The organism is Rhodanobacter sp. UC4448_H15, from assembly GCF_052978265.1.
The window spans coordinates 2,848,493-2,861,785 of record NZ_CM129665.1 but is presented as its reverse complement, the minus strand read 5'-3'; the positions used below and the strand labels follow the sequence as shown (position 1 = coordinate 2,861,785).

Sequence of the window (13,293 nt, the reverse complement as noted above, 5' to 3'; positions counted from 1 at the left end):
GTTAGTGCTTCGATCTGTTGGCGGAAACGGTCGCTGCCCTAGGCACGTTGTTGCTGGGTGCAGAATAAAGGGGACGTGGCTAATTAAATCTCGTCCCTCCGGAATAAGGGGACGGAGGCTGAGGTTTCCCCACGTTTTCATGCCGGCACACCCATCTGATCGAGTAGCGCCGGACTTGGCTTTCGTATCTGATTCATGAGTTCGACGAGCCTGGCGTTTGACCATCGTCGCACCAGCGCCTCACGACCGAGTCGCATGATCGAGTACAGCCGTCGTTTGGCTCGACAAGGTGTCAGCCACTGATCGATACCTGCGGTTTCGCAGGCCATGCCCACCAGCCAACTGGCGAAGGCTGCCATCGTGTGGAGCAGCAACAACACTTCGATGCGCTTGCACAAAGCATGGGGTCAGGTCTAGCATCGTAGCATTCGCTGCACAAAGCATGCAAAGCATGCAAAGCACAAAGCACAAAGCATGGGGTCAGGTCTAGCATCGTAGCATTCGCTGGAGTAGGCTCCGCGGCATGGCTCGACCCGTTCGCCTTGAATTTGGTGGTGCGCTCTATCACGTGACGGCACGTGGTGATCGCCGGGAGGCGATCTATGAGGATGACGTGGATCGTGCGCAGTTTCTTGAGGTGCTCGGCCAGGTGGTCGGGCAGTTCAATTGGTGTTGCCATGCGTACTGCCTGATGAGCAATCACTACCATCTGGTGATCGCGACGCCGGATGGCAATTTGTCAAAAGGGATGCGCCAACTCAATGGCGTGTTCACGCAATGGAGCAATCGCCGTCACCACCGCACGGGCCACCTGTTCCAAGGGCGCTACAAGGCGATCCTGGTCGATGCCGACAGCTATCTACTGGAGTTGACCCGTTACGTGGTGTTGAATCCGGTGCGTGCGCACATGGTGGACTCGCCCGCAAAGTGGCCGTGGAGCAGCTATCAAGCCATTACGGGTGAGGTGGGCGCGCCAGCTTGGCTGGAGACGGATGGGCTTCTTGCGCAGTTTGGAACACGCCGTGCCCGGGCCGTGGCAGCGTACGAGAAGTTCGTGCACGAGGGGATGGAAGGCGAGTCGATCTGGAAACATCTGAACCGCCAAGTATTCCTCGGTGACGATACTTTTGTCGCTGCTTCACACCAACGAGCCGGGCAGCGGCCGGACGACATCAACATTCCGCGTGCTCAGCGTCGGCCACCGGCACCGCCGCTAAAGGCGATTGCGAAAGCCCACCTGGATCGTGATGCCGCCATGCGGGCGGCGTGGGCCACCGGTGAATACAGCTATACGCAGATTGCCGCCTATTTCAACGTGCATTTCACCACGGTCGGCCGCATCGTCCGCGGGGCCGTCTAGATGTCCGAATGCAATGATGCCAGGCCTGACCCTTTGCTTCCCCAGTCGGATTCCGGGAGCCGACGATGATCAAGCTGATCGCAGTCGAACCAAAAGAGCGGTATCAGCTGTTGCTACGTTTCTCCGACGGTGCCTCGGGCGTGTTTGACTTTTCCAGGTTCGTTGAGGCGGACACGGAGATGACGGCGCCGCTGCGTGATCCGGCGTTCTTTGCACGCCACTTCATCGAGCTTGGTGCACTGGCTTGGCCGAACGGGTCGGATTTCAGTGCGGGATCGTTGTATCGGCGGCTGCAGGATGAGGGGAGGTTGGTGCGGGGGAAGAAGGTGGTTCAAAAAGGGGTTCACTTACAATCGTTTGAATCGTCGTGGGACGACCGCTGCCTCTTGTTCGCTTGAGGCTATTGAAGCAAGCTCGGCGGAGCTTTCTCGAAAAAAGGGGTCAGGTTCATTTAGTCCCGATTTTTCGCGGCTTGGGGGGTCTGCCGCGAGGCCTGACGCTGACTGAGCATTGGGTCAGTGCTTCGATTTGCTGTCGAGAGCGTTCGCTGCCCCAGGCGCGCTGCTGCTGAGTGTGTTGGCGAAGGTCGTCGAGATGCTTTTCTTCCACGAGTTCATCGACCAGCGCGCGGTAGGCGGCTTGTCGTGTGGCAAGTGTGGTGGCCAGCAGCATGTATTGTTGGTGCGGCGTGATGAGCGGCGCTGGTTGTCCCATCGCGTTGTGGTGGTGGCTCGAAGGGTAGTCCGCGGGATCGTCGGTCATGTGGGCCCTGACGGGATTGAGCTCGATGTAGCGATAGCAGGTGAGCAGGTACCGGTCGGTATCGACCAGTGCTGCCTTGAAGCGTCTTTCCCACAAGGTGCCGTGCGCCGGTAGCGTGCATTGAAACTGCCGACGTAGCGGCGGCCTACCGCTTGCATCATGCGGGAGATGGCTCCGGTGGTGGCCGGTGTCACCAGCAGGTGGACGTGGTTTGTCATCAACACGTAGGCGTGGATCGCACAGTCGTGTCTGGATGATGCTCCACGCAACTCCTGCAGATAGCGCAAGTAGTCGGCTTCTCCCGCGAAGCAGGCTTGGCGGTCATTGCCTCGTTGAACCACGTGTTGCGGGATGCCGGGAAGATCGATACGGGGCTAGCGCGCCATGCCGTGCTTCCTGCGTTGGAGCGGATCAGGTTGCATGGCTGTTGAAACGAGTGCTGCCGGGAGCGCGCGCGTGGCGCACTTCCATACGGCTCAATCTGGCGTAGGAAATGAACCTGACCCCTTTGGGCGCGAGTACCCCTGCCGCATCAATGACCGCGACCGTGGAAGTGGCTGGTGCCGGCGCCGACGGAGATGCTGATGCCGCCGCTCGGCTCGTCGCAGCTGCCGAAGGCCTTGGTGACGTTGACCGTGCCGGTCTGGTAGTTGCCGCTGAAGCGGCTGCCGCCGGCCACGCCCATGCCGACGCTGCCGTGGACTTGTGGCTGGTTGTAGGTGGAGTCGTCGCAGTCCGCCCGCGCGTCGCGGGCGACTTCGGTGTTGCCCAGGCGTCCGCTGGTGTCGCCGTAGTAGACGCCTGGCGGGTCGCGCGGTGGCGTGGCGGCGACGCTGTCTGCGGTGCGCGTGCGGGGCGTGGTGGCGGGAGCGGGTGTCGTGGCGTCGTTCGCAGGTGTGACCGTGGTGCTGCTGGCGGCTGGCAGTTCGCCGGTCGGGAGTTTGAGATTCAGCGGCTGGGTTGTGCTCTGCGCCCATGCCGGCGCGGCCAGCAAGGTGGCCAGCAGGGCGGGGAGAAGGCGGGGGACGTTCATGCGGACTCCGGGGTGATCACGTATCCAACGCGCGAGGCCGCGTCGGCGTGTACATCCCTGTTGGAAAGGCGGCGCGCCGACAAGTTCCGGGAGGCGTCACGACCTGTCTGTCGTAGGAGCCCGCTTGCGGGCGATGCTTCTGACGAAGTCGCCCAAGAGCATCGCCCGCGAGCGGGCTCCTACGGGTGTTCGGTTCAGCCGGTGGTCTCGATGCGTTCGACGCGGCGCAGGCCGCGCGGCAGCAGGTTGCCGCGGGTGGCGCGGTTGCCGCCGTACTCGACCAGGTCGGCCCACTTCAGGGTGAGCTTGCGCGCGCCGGCGTACAGGGTGACCTCGCCCTTGCCTTCGGCGACGACCGCCACGCCGGCCACGCGCTCGCCCTCGGCCAGCTGCTTCTTGGGAATCTCGATCAGCTTGTTGCCCTTGCCCTTGTCCAGTTCCGGCAGTTCGGCCACCGAGAACATCAAGAGATGCCCTTCGCTGGTGACCACCACGATGCGGTCGCGGGCCGGATCGGCGCTGACCTGCGGCGCCAGCACTTTCGCGCCGTCGCTGAGCGAGATGATCTGCTTGCCGGCCTTGTTGCGGCCGGTGAGCGATTCAAAACGGTTGACGAAGCCGTAGCCGAAGTCGGTGGCGAGGATCAGCCGCGTATCGTTGTCGCCGGCGACCACCGCGTCGAAGCTGGCGCCCGCCGCCGGGCTGAAGCGGCCGGTCAGCGGCTCGCCATTGCCGCGCGCCGAGGGCAGGGTGTGCGCGGGCGTGGAGTAGGCGCGGCCGGTGGAGTCGATGAACGCGACCTGCTGCGTGGTGCGCGCCTTCACCGCGGCGAGCAGGCCGTCTCCCTCGCGGTAGTTCAGTGCCTCGGCGTCGATGTCGTGGCCCTTGGCGGCGCGCGCCCAGCCCTTCTGCGAGAGCACCACGGTGACCGGTTCGCTGGCCACCAGCGCGCTCTCGTCCAGCGCATGCGCCACCTCGCGCTCGACCAGCGGCGAGCGGCGTGCGTCGCCGAACTTCTCGGCATCGGCGCGCAGTTCGTCCTTGATCAGTCCCTTCAGCTTGGCCGGCGATTTCAGCAGCACGTTGATGCGCGCGCGCTCCTCCTCGAGCTGGTCGCGCTCGGCATTGATCTTCATCTCCTCCAGCCGTGCCAGCTGGCGCAGCCGGGTTTCGAGGATGTAGTCGGTCTGCTCCTCGCTGAGCCGGAAGCGTGCCATCAGCACCGGCTTGGGCTCGTCCTCGCTGCGCACGATGCGGATGACTTCGTCGAGGTTGAGGTAGGCGGTGTGCAGGCCTTCGAGCAGGTGCAGGCGACGGTCGACCTTGGCCAGGCGATGTTCCAGGCGCCGGGTGACGGTGCTGGTGCGGAAGCTCAGCCACTCGGTGAGGATGCGCTTGAGGTCCTTCACCTGCGGCCGGCCGTCCAGGCCGATCATGTTGAGGTTGACGCGGAAGCTCTTCTCCATGTCCGTCGTGGCGAACAGGTGCTGCATGGTCTCGTCCGCGTCGACGCGGTTCGAGCGCGGCACGATCACCAGCCGGATCGGATTCTCGTGATCGGACTCGTCGCGCAGGTCCTCGATCATCGGCAGCTTCTTCGCGCGCATCTGCGCGGCGATCTGCTCGAGGATCTTCGACGGGCTGACCTGGTGCGGCAGCGCGGTGATCACGATGTTGCCCTCTTCGCGCTGGTACACCGCGCGGGCGCGCACCGAACCGCCGCCGGTCTGGTACATCGCCAGCAGGTCGGCGCGCGGGGTGATGATCTCCGCCTCGGTCGGGTAGTCCGGCCCGCGCACGTGCTCGCACAGGTCGGCGACGCTGGCGTCCGGATCGTCCAGCAGGCGGATGCACGCGGTGGCCAGCTCGCGCAGGTTGTGCGGCGGGATGTCGGTGGCCATGCCGACCGCGATGCCCATCGAGCCGTTCAGCAGCACGTGCGGCACGCGCGCCGGCAGCCAGCTCGGCTCGTCCATGGTGCCGTCGAAGTTCGGCACCCAGTCCACCGTGCCCTGGGCCAGCTCGCCGAGCAGCGCTTCGGCGATCGGGCTGAGCTTGGATTCGGTGTAGCGCATTGCGGCAAAACTTTTCGGGTCGTCCGGCGAGCCGAAGTTGCCCTGGCCGTCGACCAGCGGGTAGCGGTACGAGAACGGCTGCGCCATCAGCACCATCGCCTCGTAGCACGACGAATCGCCGTGCGGATGGAACTTGCCGATCACGTCGCCGATGGTGCGCGCGGACTTCTTCGGCTTCGCGGTGGCGGCCAGGCCCAGCTCGCTCATCGCGTAGATGATGCGCCGCTGCACCGGCTTCAGGCCGTCGCCGACGAACGGCAGCGCGCGGTCCAGCACCACGTACATCGAGTAGTCGAGATAGGCCCGCTCGGCGTATTCCTTCAGCGGGATCTGTTCGTAATTGGCTTGCAGGTTCATGGAGTTGGATCAATCAGGTAGCGCGCAGGCTGCGCGGATAGCCGGACGATGGTGCCAGAAAGCCGGTGCCTGCGGGTACCTTTCAGTGATCGATGCCGTTGTCTTCGAGCGGGTGCCTGAACTTCACGCCGAGCTCTGCGGCGATGGCGTAATTCGCATCGCAATAGAGGTTCCTGCTTTGGAACTGGTCGATACGCTGGAAATAAACAGGCGGTGATCCTGGTGCACCATCCGCATTGTGCGCAACACGATAGATCGAGAATGTCATGCGCGCTTTGTCGGCATAGGACGTCCCCAGGGTGCGATCAGCCGTGATAACGGTGACGGAACCCTCCGGGTTGCGTAGCAAGACCATGTCGCGCAGCCAGCAATCCGCCCCCTCGATGGTGTCGAAGGCCACGTATTCGGGAATCTTCTCGTTGAAGAACGGCACGACATTCCACATCGGCTTCCTCTGCACCGTCCCATCCGTTTCGCCGGCCTCAACATGATCTTGCATGTAGAACGTGATGTGCTCGAAATCATGTGCGTTGAAGTTGCTTCGGTGGGCATTGAAGACCAGATCTTTCCGGCCATCGCCATCGATGTCGATCGCGTTGGGTCCGTTGGCGATGTCGATGACCTGCAGGTGGCTGAAATTTCGGCCGTGCGATGGCTGCACCGGCGTTTGTGCCCACAAGGCAAGCGGACACACCAGTGCGAATGCAACGATCCCTGCGGACTTCATCACGGCGATGGCCTCAATTTCGTTGAGCGGAGATGCCGAGCTTTCGCAACTGCACCTGCACGCTGTCCGGCCCGGCCAAGTGTGCCGCGCCGACGGCGATGAAGACTGTACCGGGCTGCTGCAGCATGGCGGCGATCTTGGTCGCCCACACTTGGTTGCGCTGCACCAGCAGCCGTTGGTAGAGCTTCGGCTCGTGCAGGCGCATGTCGTCGTTGCCGATGCGCGCGATGGCGTCCACGTCGCCGGCCTTCCAGGCGTCGATCAGTTCGGTGAGCCGGAACGTGCCCTTGTTCGCGTCGCGCATGGTCGAGCGCAGCAGGGCCAGCTCGATCGCGCGCGGCATGTCGGCGAGAAAGCGGATCTGCTGTTCGGCGGTTTCCAGGCCCAGCACCGGCTTGCCGGCGGCGCTCATCTGCGCCTTCAGCTGCTTGTCCACGCCATGCTCCGGGTCGAGCCCGGCCTTCAGCAGCGGCGTCACCGCCAGCGTCAGCGCGGCCAGCCACGGGCGCATCACGTTCAGCGTCTGCATGCCGCCGGGCACGCCGAGCTTGTTCGCCAGCAGGTCCAGCCGATGCGCCTCCGACTGGCTGAGCTGGCTGGACAACGGGTGCGTCGCATCCATCCCGTAGCGCAGCACCAGCGCCGTCATGTTCGCCGGGTCGTCGTCGGTCAGTTCGATGTACAACGTCCGGCTGTCTGCCAGCGCCCGGTCCAGCGTCGGGTCGTGCCAACTGGCGTCGCTCGGCATCAGGTGCACCGTGCCGAACAGGTAGATCGTGGTATCGGCATCCTTCACTACCCACAGCGCGGGGTGGGCGATGACTGCCGCGGGCAGCAACAGGAGCAGGCAGAGGGAGATGTGGGCGAGCAGGTGCTTCATGCCTGCGAGTGTTGCGGCAAGCGCGTGGCGGTTCAATCCGGTACCCCGGATTGTCTGCGATCGTCCATGCCGATCAGTCGCCCGAACGCCAGCGCGGCGGTTCGCCCTTCAGCCAGCACACGGCGATCAGGCCGAGGGTAAGCAATGCCAGGCTGAGCGCGAACATGACGGGGTCGGCCGCTGGTCGCAGGAAATGAAAGATCAGCGCAACACACCCCGCATAGACGGCAAGGCAAACCCAACCCTCCCATCGAGTCGGCAGGCCCCAGCCCCAGCCGTAGCGTTTGGCGGGAAACCAATACTTGTTCTGGCTATCCATTTCGGCTCCCTGGGAGAGTTTGTGGCGTTTGAACTTGAATGACGCCGACCTCGTTTGACCTACAGGCCGAGCAGCCCCCAGGTCCAGTAAACACCAATGCCCATTTGCACGGCAAAGGCGGTGAAGCGGGCGTTGACGGCGATGACGCTGGTCGAAGCCAGGTGGATGCCGGATTGGATGACCCTCGCGCCCAGCAGCCAGGGGGCCAGCGCATCCGTGACCTCGGTCCGATCCGTGACCAGCGCGACCAGCAACAGCCCGCCGAAGACGGGCAGGCTTTCGATGCAGTTCGCGTGTGCCCGGGCGAGCCGCTGCATGAACGGCGAAAGGCCCGCGTTGTCGGGCGCGAACCCGTTCGAGCGGACGCGGCCGGTGACGACGAGGTAGCTGCGCAGCACCTCCATCACTACCAGCAGCAGTAATGTCCAGGCGAGGAACAGCGTGAGTACCAGAGCTGAGGTGGTCATGGTGCCGCCTGCGATTTGCGTGGAGTGGGTGGGATGGGTGGTAGCCGCCGGCTAGGTCGGGGCTCGTTTGGATTACAGCCAATTCATTTCTTCCGCCCCTTGTTCGCGTCCCTAATATGCTCTTGTTTTGGCAGCCGCCATTGCGTGGGCCGTCAATGCGATTCAGTGGGGCCCCGCGCTGGAGGTGGCAACGAATCCGGACGGAGCGAAGCTGTCTTCAATCCCGTCATGCCGTCGGGCGTGGATGCTTTCACGGAGTTTCGGGTTCGATGGGTGCGCGCGCAAAGCCGCCTGAGCAGGGCCAGGATCACCAGTTCGACGAGCGCGAAACCGAACCCTGCCAGCGCCGCGATGCCCTTGATCTTCCCCTGCTGTTCCTGCGTGGGGAACAGCTCCAGCGACCCATGGATGAAATAGGCGACATCGAGTAGCAGCAGGAGCGCGAACACAAGCCCCAGAAGCGACAGCATGCCGGCCTGGAGACGGGTGCCCCCGGTTTTCCGCATGACCCTTCCATCCGTTCCCTGGTGCACATGAAAGCCCTCAGGCATCCCCTGGATATTCGGCACGGCGCGGCGGCAATGACTTGAGCCCGCGCGCGCGTCAGCGCGGCACGCGGTAGCCGCCGGGCACGCCGTGCGGGCTCAGGGTGATCTGCCACAGCTGGTCGCGGCGGCTGCGGAAGACCGCGGCGGAGACGGCGAGGTAGTAGCGCCACATGCGCCGGAAGCGTTCGTCGTAGGTTTCCGGCAGGGTGGGCCAGGCGGATTCGACGTTGGCGCGCCAGGCGGTGAGGGTGCGGTCGTAGTCGGCGCCGAAGTTGTGCCAGTCCTCGACCACGAACAGGTCTTCCAGCGCGGCCGCGACCTGGCTGGCGGCGGGGATCATCGAGTTGGGGAAGATGTATTTCTCGATCCACGGATCGGTCTGCGCCGGCGCGCCGTTGCTGCCGATGCAGTGGAGCAGCGACAGGCCACCCTCCTTCAGGCAGCGGCGCACGGTTTCGAAATAGCTGCGGTAGTTCTTGCCGCCGACGTGCTCGAACATGCCGATCGAATACACCGCGTCGAACGGCTCGTCGACCTCGCGGTAATCCTGCAGGCGGATCTCGATCGGCAGGCCGGCGCAGAGTTCCCGCGCGTAGTCGGCCTGCTGTTGCGAGACGGTGATGCCGACGCCTTCGACGCCGTAGTGCTCGGCGGCATACTTCAACGCCTCGCCCCAGCCGCAGCCGATGTCGAGTACGCGCTGGCCGGTCTTCAACTGCAGCTTGCGGCAGACCAGGTCGAGCTTGGCCTCCTGCGCGTCGTCGAGGTTGTCGGCCTTGGCCCAGTAGCCGCACGAGTACACCAGGCGCTTGCCAAGCATGGCCTGGAACAGGTCGTTGCCGAGGTCGTAGTGGGCCTTGCCGATCTCGAACGCGCGCTCGCCGCGCTGCAGGTTGATGAAGCGCGCCTTGAGGTGGGCGAGCACGGTGTCGAGGGTCTTCAGGCCCTGGTCGATGCCCGCACTGAGCAGGCGGGTGCACAGGCCGGGCAGGTCGGCGGCGTCCCACCAGCCGTCCATGTAGGCCTCGCCCAGGCCCAGCGAACCGTGGGCAAACACGCGGGCGTAGAGGCGTTCGTCGTGTACCTGCAGGTCGGTCGCGTCGTGGCCGTTGATGTGGATGCCGGCTTGCGCCAGCAGTTCCCCGGCGCGGTTCTTGAGGTCGTCCTGGCTCATGCGCTACCTCGTGCCTTGATGATGCCCATGCGGCTGCGGCGAATCGCCGAGTACCGCGAAGCTTGCCGGCCAGCGTGCATACGTGGCGTCGACGCGGGCCTCACGCAGCCGTTGCAGCAGCGCCTCGGCCTGCTCGTCGAGCAGCACGAACTCGATCTTGACCGGCAGGTCGTCGGCCAGTTCGAAGAACTGCTCCTCGTGCAGCACGCCGTGGCGGCCGTAGCCGGCGATCGCGCGGAACACCGAGCCGCCGCCGATATGCAGCGCCTTGGCCTGCGCCAGCAGCCACTCGGAAAGCAGGATGCCTTCGTGACGTGCACGCGCATGGCAATAGAAGGTGAGGTGCGCGCCGTGTTGCAGGGCTTGGTGATTCATGGGGTCTCCCGTTCAGTGGCGCAGCAGGTTGCGGGTCAGGGCGAGGCCGAGCACGGTCATGCCCAGCGAGCCGGCCAGGTGGCTGAGCACGTGGCCGCCGAACCACAGGTACTGCTGGCGCAGCAGCAGGGTGACCGCTTCGCCGGAGAAGGTGGAGAACGTGGTCAGGCCGCCGAGGAAGCCGGTCATCACGAACAATTGCAGCTCCGGAGACGCGGCCTGGAAATGGCGGAACAGGCCGATTGCCACGCCCATCAGCAGGCCGCCGGTGAGGTTGGCGGCCAGCGTGCCCAGCGGCAGGGTGGGGAACAGCGGGTTGAACAGCAGGCCCAGGCCCCAGCGGCACCAGCAACCGAGGGCACCGCCCAGCCCGATCGCGACAAATCCAGTCAGACCCACGTGCGCTACTCCGTTGCAGGAAAGGTTCCGGCGACCGCAGCGACAGGCAGGCCTGCGCCGCCGGGAACCGGCGTTGCAGGCATCATCAACCTCGTGGCGGAAGCACCCGGGGTGGTTGGTTGCGGACGCGTCGCGCGCCCGCAACGGGAGGCATGCCATCTCCCATCGGGCCATCGTAGTGGAAACCGCCGGCCGCCCGTCAAGCGTGGATCAACCGCCGCGCCTGCCGACCGGCGCGACCGGGTCGGTCACGCTTTCCACCGACATCAACACGGTCGCGGTGGCCAGGGCGCGAACCAGGCTGGGCGAACGGTAGCCCGGGTCGGCCAGCCAGCGACGCCACACCGATTCGTCCACCTTCTCGTTGACGCCGCTGCCCACGGTGCGGTCGAACGGCGGCTTGAACTCCTTGTAGAGGCCGTCCATGAACTCCTTGTAGGAGTCGCGCGGCACGCCCGTGCATGCATCAGGCGGCGGCACCAGCAGTTCGCTGCAGGTGAGGCCTGCCTTGATCGCGCGGGTCTGCAGCCAGGCCAGGGCCAGGTCGGGCAGCGGGTCGGGCTTGCGGCCGGCGCCGTCGCGGCGATTGCCGCCGCCCACGTCGGAGTGCGAGCCGATGAACCAGCGTTGCTCGACGTCGACCTGTTCGCGCTTCTTGGAGGTCAGCGATTCGCCGGGCTTGACGGTGTACGGATTGCGCGTCCACACCGCGGGCTGGAAATCGCCGCGATGTTCGTCCAGCGCCAGCGCCTGGTAGGCGTGCTTGACGATCTTGCTCAGCTCGGTGTCGTGGAAGCGGTAGCGCGAGCGCGCAAACGGAAACCACGAGGCAGTGTCGGGGATGCCGAGCGAACCGACCGTGTCCCACACGCCGATGAAATGGATGTCCACCTCGATCGAGTGCTGCTGGCGAAATGCCCGCGCGGCCGGGTCGTCGGGCCTGGTCTCCACGTCGCGGTAGAAATCGTAGGCGTGACTTGCGTCGGCGCGGGACAGCTTGCCGCGGCCGTCGCGCTTGAGCAGGCCGCATTTTCGGATCAGGCCGCCCAGGCTGCGCGCGGTATAGGCGCCGCGGCTGAAACCGAACAGGTAGATCTCGTCGCCCGCCTGCCACGTGTCGCACAGCCAGCGGTAGCCATCCAGCACGTTGCCCGAGAGGCCATAGCCGAACGCGCCGCCGAGCAGGTGGGTGATCCCGCGCTTCACCCCCACGCCGGGGATGTAGTTGACCTGTTGCACGTTGCCCAGTGCGTCGCGCGGCGCGATCAGCCGACGCAGGCGCTCCACGTTGGTATTCGATTCCGGCTTGTTCCAGGTGCCATCGAACAACAGCACCAGTCGGCGCGTGGTCATGGATTCCTCCGTCGCGACGGGCGCAGCCCGCGACAGCTTCGGGTCGATCGGCGCCGACTGTAGCAGGCGCCATGCGCCAGTGTGGCCGGCGGCGTATGCTGCAAGGTCAACTCCGCCAGACGAGGCGACGCGCGACGATGCAGTCACGGGCCCGGACAGACATGGCGCAGGCGTTCCGGCGCCTGCACGACCGCAGCCGCGTACTGCTGCTGCCCAACGCCTGGGATGCGCTCAGCGCGCGGCTGTTCGCGCGGCGGGGCTTCGCCGCGGTGGCCACCACCAGCGCCGGCGTGGCGTGGTCGCTGGGCTACGCCGATGGCGAGCAGGCGCCGCTGGACGAGGTGCTGGCGGCGGTCGCCCGCATCGTGCGCGCGGCGGAGGTGCCGGTGACGGTGGACATCGAGACCGGCTACGGCGAGACGCCGGCGGAGGTGGCCGCGACGGTGCAGTCGGTGATTGCCGCGGGCGCTGTCGGCATCAACATCGAGGACGGCATGCCGGGCCACGGCCCGCTGCGCGAGGCGTCCGCGGCGGCGGCGCGGGTGCGCGCGGCACGAACGGCCGCCGACGCGGCCGGGGTGCCGATCGTGATCAATGCACGGGTCGATCACTGGATGCAGCATGACGGCGCCGAGCCGGCCGCACGCCTGGCCGACGCCATCGAGCGTGGCCGCGCCTATCTCGCCGCGGGCGCCGACTGCATCTATCCGATCGGACTGGCCGATCCGGCCACGCTGGCCGCGCTGGTGCGCGCGCTCGACGCGCCGGTCAACGTCGCGGCAGGCGCCGGCATGCCCGGCCTGGCCGAGCTTTTCCGGCTCGGCGTGGCCCGGGTCAGCACCGCCACGCGGCTGACCACGCTGGCGCTGGCGGCCGTCGATCACGCGCTGGCGCGCATGCGCGAGAGCGGAAATTTCGAGGGACTGGTTGCCGACTTCGGCTACGCCGACGCGCAGCAACTGTTCGAACCGGTTCGAACTGACGAGAGGTGACAGGAATGAGTGGACGCATCGACTACAGGACCGCCTCGCCGGCCGCCTTCAAGGCCATGCTGGCGATGGAAGCCCAGGTTCGCGGCAGCGGCCTGGAGCATTCGCTGATCGAGCTGGTGAAGATGCGCGTGTCGCAGATCAACGGCTGCGCGTACTGCCTGGACATGCACAGCAAGGACGCGCGCGCCGCCGGCGAAACCGAGCAGCGGCTGCACGTGCTGGCGGCGTGGCGCGAGGCGCCGTTCTACTCGGCGCGCGAGCGTGCCGCGCTGGCCTGGGCCGAGGCGGTCACCTTGGTATCGACGAACGACCTGCCTGACGCCCTGTATGACGAGGTACGCGCCCAGTTCGACGACAAGGCCATGGTCGATCTCACCCTGGCGATCATCGCGATCAACGGCTGGAACCGGCTGGCCATCGGATTCCGCGCGGATGTCGGCAACTACCAGCCGCAGCCGGCGGGTTGATCGCG

17 protein-coding genes are annotated in these 13,293 nt (G+C 65.7%); 4 read left to right on the top strand and 13 right to left on the bottom strand.

Translation table 11 applies throughout. The annotated features are described in order from the left end of the window. Positions 1-523: 523 nt before the first annotated feature. Together ACVCMI_RS13285 and ACVCMI_RS13280 are read left to right on the top strand one after the other, a co-directional pair. Positions 524-1,360 carry a transposase gene (locus ACVCMI_RS13285; RefSeq protein WP_447098501.1) on the top strand — a complete coding sequence of 279 codons (837 nt, stop codon included), beginning with the start codon at positions 524-526 and terminating at the stop codon, positions 1,358-1,360. Positions 1,361-1,425: 65 nt separating this feature from the next. Beyond that, the gene (locus ACVCMI_RS13280; RefSeq protein WP_447098502.1) at positions 1,426-1,758 is read left to right on the top strand and encodes a DUF2442 domain-containing protein; all 333 of its coding nucleotides are present in this window, start codon (positions 1,426-1,428) and stop codon (positions 1,756-1,758) included. A 49-nt stretch (positions 1,759-1,807) separates the two neighbouring features. On the opposite strand, the gene ACVCMI_RS13275 is transcribed toward ACVCMI_RS13280, so the two are convergent. The 13 genes from ACVCMI_RS13275 to ACVCMI_RS13215 all read right to left on the bottom strand — a co-directional run bounded on the left by ACVCMI_RS13275 (position 1,808) and on the right by ACVCMI_RS13215 (position 11,829). After that, positions 1,808-2,218 (bottom strand): transposase, encoded by a 411-nt coding sequence (locus ACVCMI_RS13275; RefSeq protein WP_447099534.1) that lies wholly within the window; start codon positions 2,216-2,218, stop codon positions 1,808-1,810. Beyond that, positions 2,119-2,463, bottom strand: a complete 345-nt coding sequence (locus ACVCMI_RS13270; RefSeq protein ID WP_447098503.1) for a transposase — start codon at positions 2,461-2,463, stop codon at positions 2,119-2,121. The genes ACVCMI_RS13275 and ACVCMI_RS13270 overlap by 100 nt, the downstream gene beginning before the upstream one ends. Positions 2,464-2,654: 191 nt before the next feature. Next, positions 2,655-3,155, bottom strand: coding sequence for a hypothetical protein (locus ACVCMI_RS13265; RefSeq protein ID WP_447098504.1), 501 nt, complete (start codon positions 3,153-3,155; stop codon positions 2,655-2,657). A 194-nt stretch (positions 3,156-3,349) separates the two neighbouring features. Next, positions 3,350-5,587: a DNA topoisomerase IV subunit A gene (gene parC / locus ACVCMI_RS13260; RefSeq protein WP_447098505.1), complete on the bottom strand. Its 2,238-nt coding sequence runs from the start codon at positions 5,585-5,587 to the stop codon at positions 3,350-3,352. A gap of 82 nt (positions 5,588-5,669) precedes the next feature. Further along, a complete protein-coding gene (locus ACVCMI_RS13255) occupies positions 5,670-6,314 on the bottom strand; it encodes a carbapenem self-resistance protein CarG family protein (RefSeq protein WP_447099440.1) in 645 nt (214 codons plus the stop codon). Between the two features lie 13 nt (positions 6,315-6,327). Beyond that, positions 6,328-7,194, bottom strand: a complete 867-nt coding sequence (locus tag ACVCMI_RS13250; RefSeq protein ID WP_447098506.1) for a TraB/GumN family protein — start codon at positions 7,192-7,194, stop codon at positions 6,328-6,330. Positions 7,195-7,267: 73 nt separating this feature from the next. After that, positions 7,268-7,513: a hypothetical protein gene (locus tag ACVCMI_RS13245; RefSeq protein ID WP_447098507.1), complete on the bottom strand. Its 246-nt coding sequence runs from the start codon at positions 7,511-7,513 to the stop codon at positions 7,268-7,270. A 59-nt stretch (positions 7,514-7,572) separates the two neighbouring features. Beyond that, on the bottom strand, positions 7,573-7,980 hold the full coding sequence (locus tag ACVCMI_RS13240; RefSeq protein WP_447098508.1) for an MAPEG family protein: 408 nt from the start codon (positions 7,978-7,980) through the stop codon (positions 7,573-7,575). 152 nt (positions 7,981-8,132) lie between these two features. Continuing rightward, positions 8,133-8,450, bottom strand: coding sequence for a hypothetical protein (locus ACVCMI_RS13235; RefSeq protein ID WP_447098509.1), 318 nt, complete (start codon positions 8,448-8,450; stop codon positions 8,133-8,135). A gap of 133 nt (positions 8,451-8,583) precedes the next feature. Then, positions 8,584-9,702: a cyclopropane fatty acyl phospholipid synthase gene (gene cfa / locus ACVCMI_RS13230; RefSeq protein ID WP_447098510.1), complete on the bottom strand. Its 1,119-nt coding sequence runs from the start codon at positions 9,700-9,702 to the stop codon at positions 8,584-8,586. Positions 9,703-9,705: 3 nt separating this feature from the next. Continuing rightward, positions 9,706-10,077: a DUF190 domain-containing protein gene (locus tag ACVCMI_RS13225; protein WP_447098511.1), complete on the bottom strand. Its 372-nt coding sequence runs from the start codon at positions 10,075-10,077 to the stop codon at positions 9,706-9,708. Positions 10,078-10,089: 12 nt separating this feature from the next. Further along, a complete protein-coding gene (gene crcB / locus ACVCMI_RS13220) occupies positions 10,090-10,476 on the bottom strand; it encodes a fluoride efflux transporter CrcB (protein ID WP_395119485.1) in 387 nt (128 codons plus the stop codon). A gap of 210 nt (positions 10,477-10,686) precedes the next feature. Further along, the gene (locus ACVCMI_RS13215) at positions 10,687-11,829 is read right to left on the bottom strand and encodes a DUF2235 domain-containing protein (RefSeq protein WP_447098512.1); all 1,143 of its coding nucleotides are present in this window, start codon (positions 11,827-11,829) and stop codon (positions 10,687-10,689) included. Positions 11,830-11,990: 161 nt separating this feature from the next. Between ACVCMI_RS13215 and ACVCMI_RS13210 the strand changes: the two genes are divergently transcribed. Further along, positions 11,991-12,821 (top strand): isocitrate lyase/PEP mutase family protein, encoded by an 831-nt coding sequence (locus ACVCMI_RS13210; protein WP_395119481.1) that lies wholly within the window; start codon positions 11,991-11,993, stop codon positions 12,819-12,821. Positions 12,822-12,826: 5 nt separating this feature from the next. Continuing rightward, a complete protein-coding gene (locus tag ACVCMI_RS13205; protein ID WP_447098513.1) occupies positions 12,827-13,288 on the top strand; it encodes a carboxymuconolactone decarboxylase family protein in 462 nt (153 codons plus the stop codon). Positions 13,289-13,293 lie beyond the last annotated feature (5 nt).

Excerpts from the sequence above, each read along its gene's own strand:
- ACVCMI_RS13285 (WP_447098501.1), top strand. The coding sequence starts at position 524 with ATGGCTCGACCCGTTCGCCTTGAATTTGGTGGTGCGCTCTATCACGTG.
- ACVCMI_RS13280 (WP_447098502.1), top strand. The coding sequence starts at position 1,426 with ATGATCAAGCTGATCGCAGTCGAACCAAAAGAGCGGTATCAGCTGTTG.
- ACVCMI_RS13265 (WP_447098504.1), bottom strand. The coding sequence starts at position 3,155 with ATGAACGTCCCCCGCCTTCTCCCCGCCCTGCTGGCCACCTTGCTGGCC.
- parC (WP_447098505.1), bottom strand. The coding sequence starts at position 5,587 with ATGAACCTGCAAGCCAATTACGAACAGATCCCGCTGAAGGAATACGCC.
- ACVCMI_RS13255 (WP_447099440.1), bottom strand. The coding sequence starts at position 6,314 with ATGAAGTCCGCAGGGATCGTTGCATTCGCACTGGTGTGTCCGCTTGCC.
- ACVCMI_RS13250 (WP_447098506.1), bottom strand. The coding sequence starts at position 7,194 with ATGAAGCACCTGCTCGCCCACATCTCCCTCTGCCTGCTCCTGTTGCTG.
- ACVCMI_RS13245 (WP_447098507.1), bottom strand. The coding sequence starts at position 7,513 with ATGGATAGCCAGAACAAGTATTGGTTTCCCGCCAAACGCTACGGCTGG.
- ACVCMI_RS13240 (WP_447098508.1), bottom strand. The coding sequence starts at position 7,980 with ATGACCACCTCAGCTCTGGTACTCACGCTGTTCCTCGCCTGGACATTA.
- ACVCMI_RS13235 (WP_447098509.1), bottom strand. The coding sequence starts at position 8,450 with ATGCTGTCGCTTCTGGGGCTTGTGTTCGCGCTCCTGCTGCTACTCGAT.
- cfa (WP_447098510.1), bottom strand. The coding sequence starts at position 9,702 with ATGAGCCAGGACGACCTCAAGAACCGCGCCGGGGAACTGCTGGCGCAA.
- ACVCMI_RS13225 (WP_447098511.1), bottom strand. The coding sequence starts at position 10,077 with ATGAATCACCAAGCCCTGCAACACGGCGCGCACCTCACCTTCTATTGC.
- ACVCMI_RS13215 (WP_447098512.1), bottom strand. The coding sequence starts at position 11,829 with ATGACCACGCGCCGACTGGTGCTGTTGTTCGATGGCACCTGGAACAAG.
- ACVCMI_RS13210 (WP_395119481.1), top strand. The coding sequence starts at position 11,991 with ATGGCGCAGGCGTTCCGGCGCCTGCACGACCGCAGCCGCGTACTGCTG.
- ACVCMI_RS13205 (WP_447098513.1), top strand. The coding sequence starts at position 12,827 with ATGAGTGGACGCATCGACTACAGGACCGCCTCGCCGGCCGCCTTCAAG.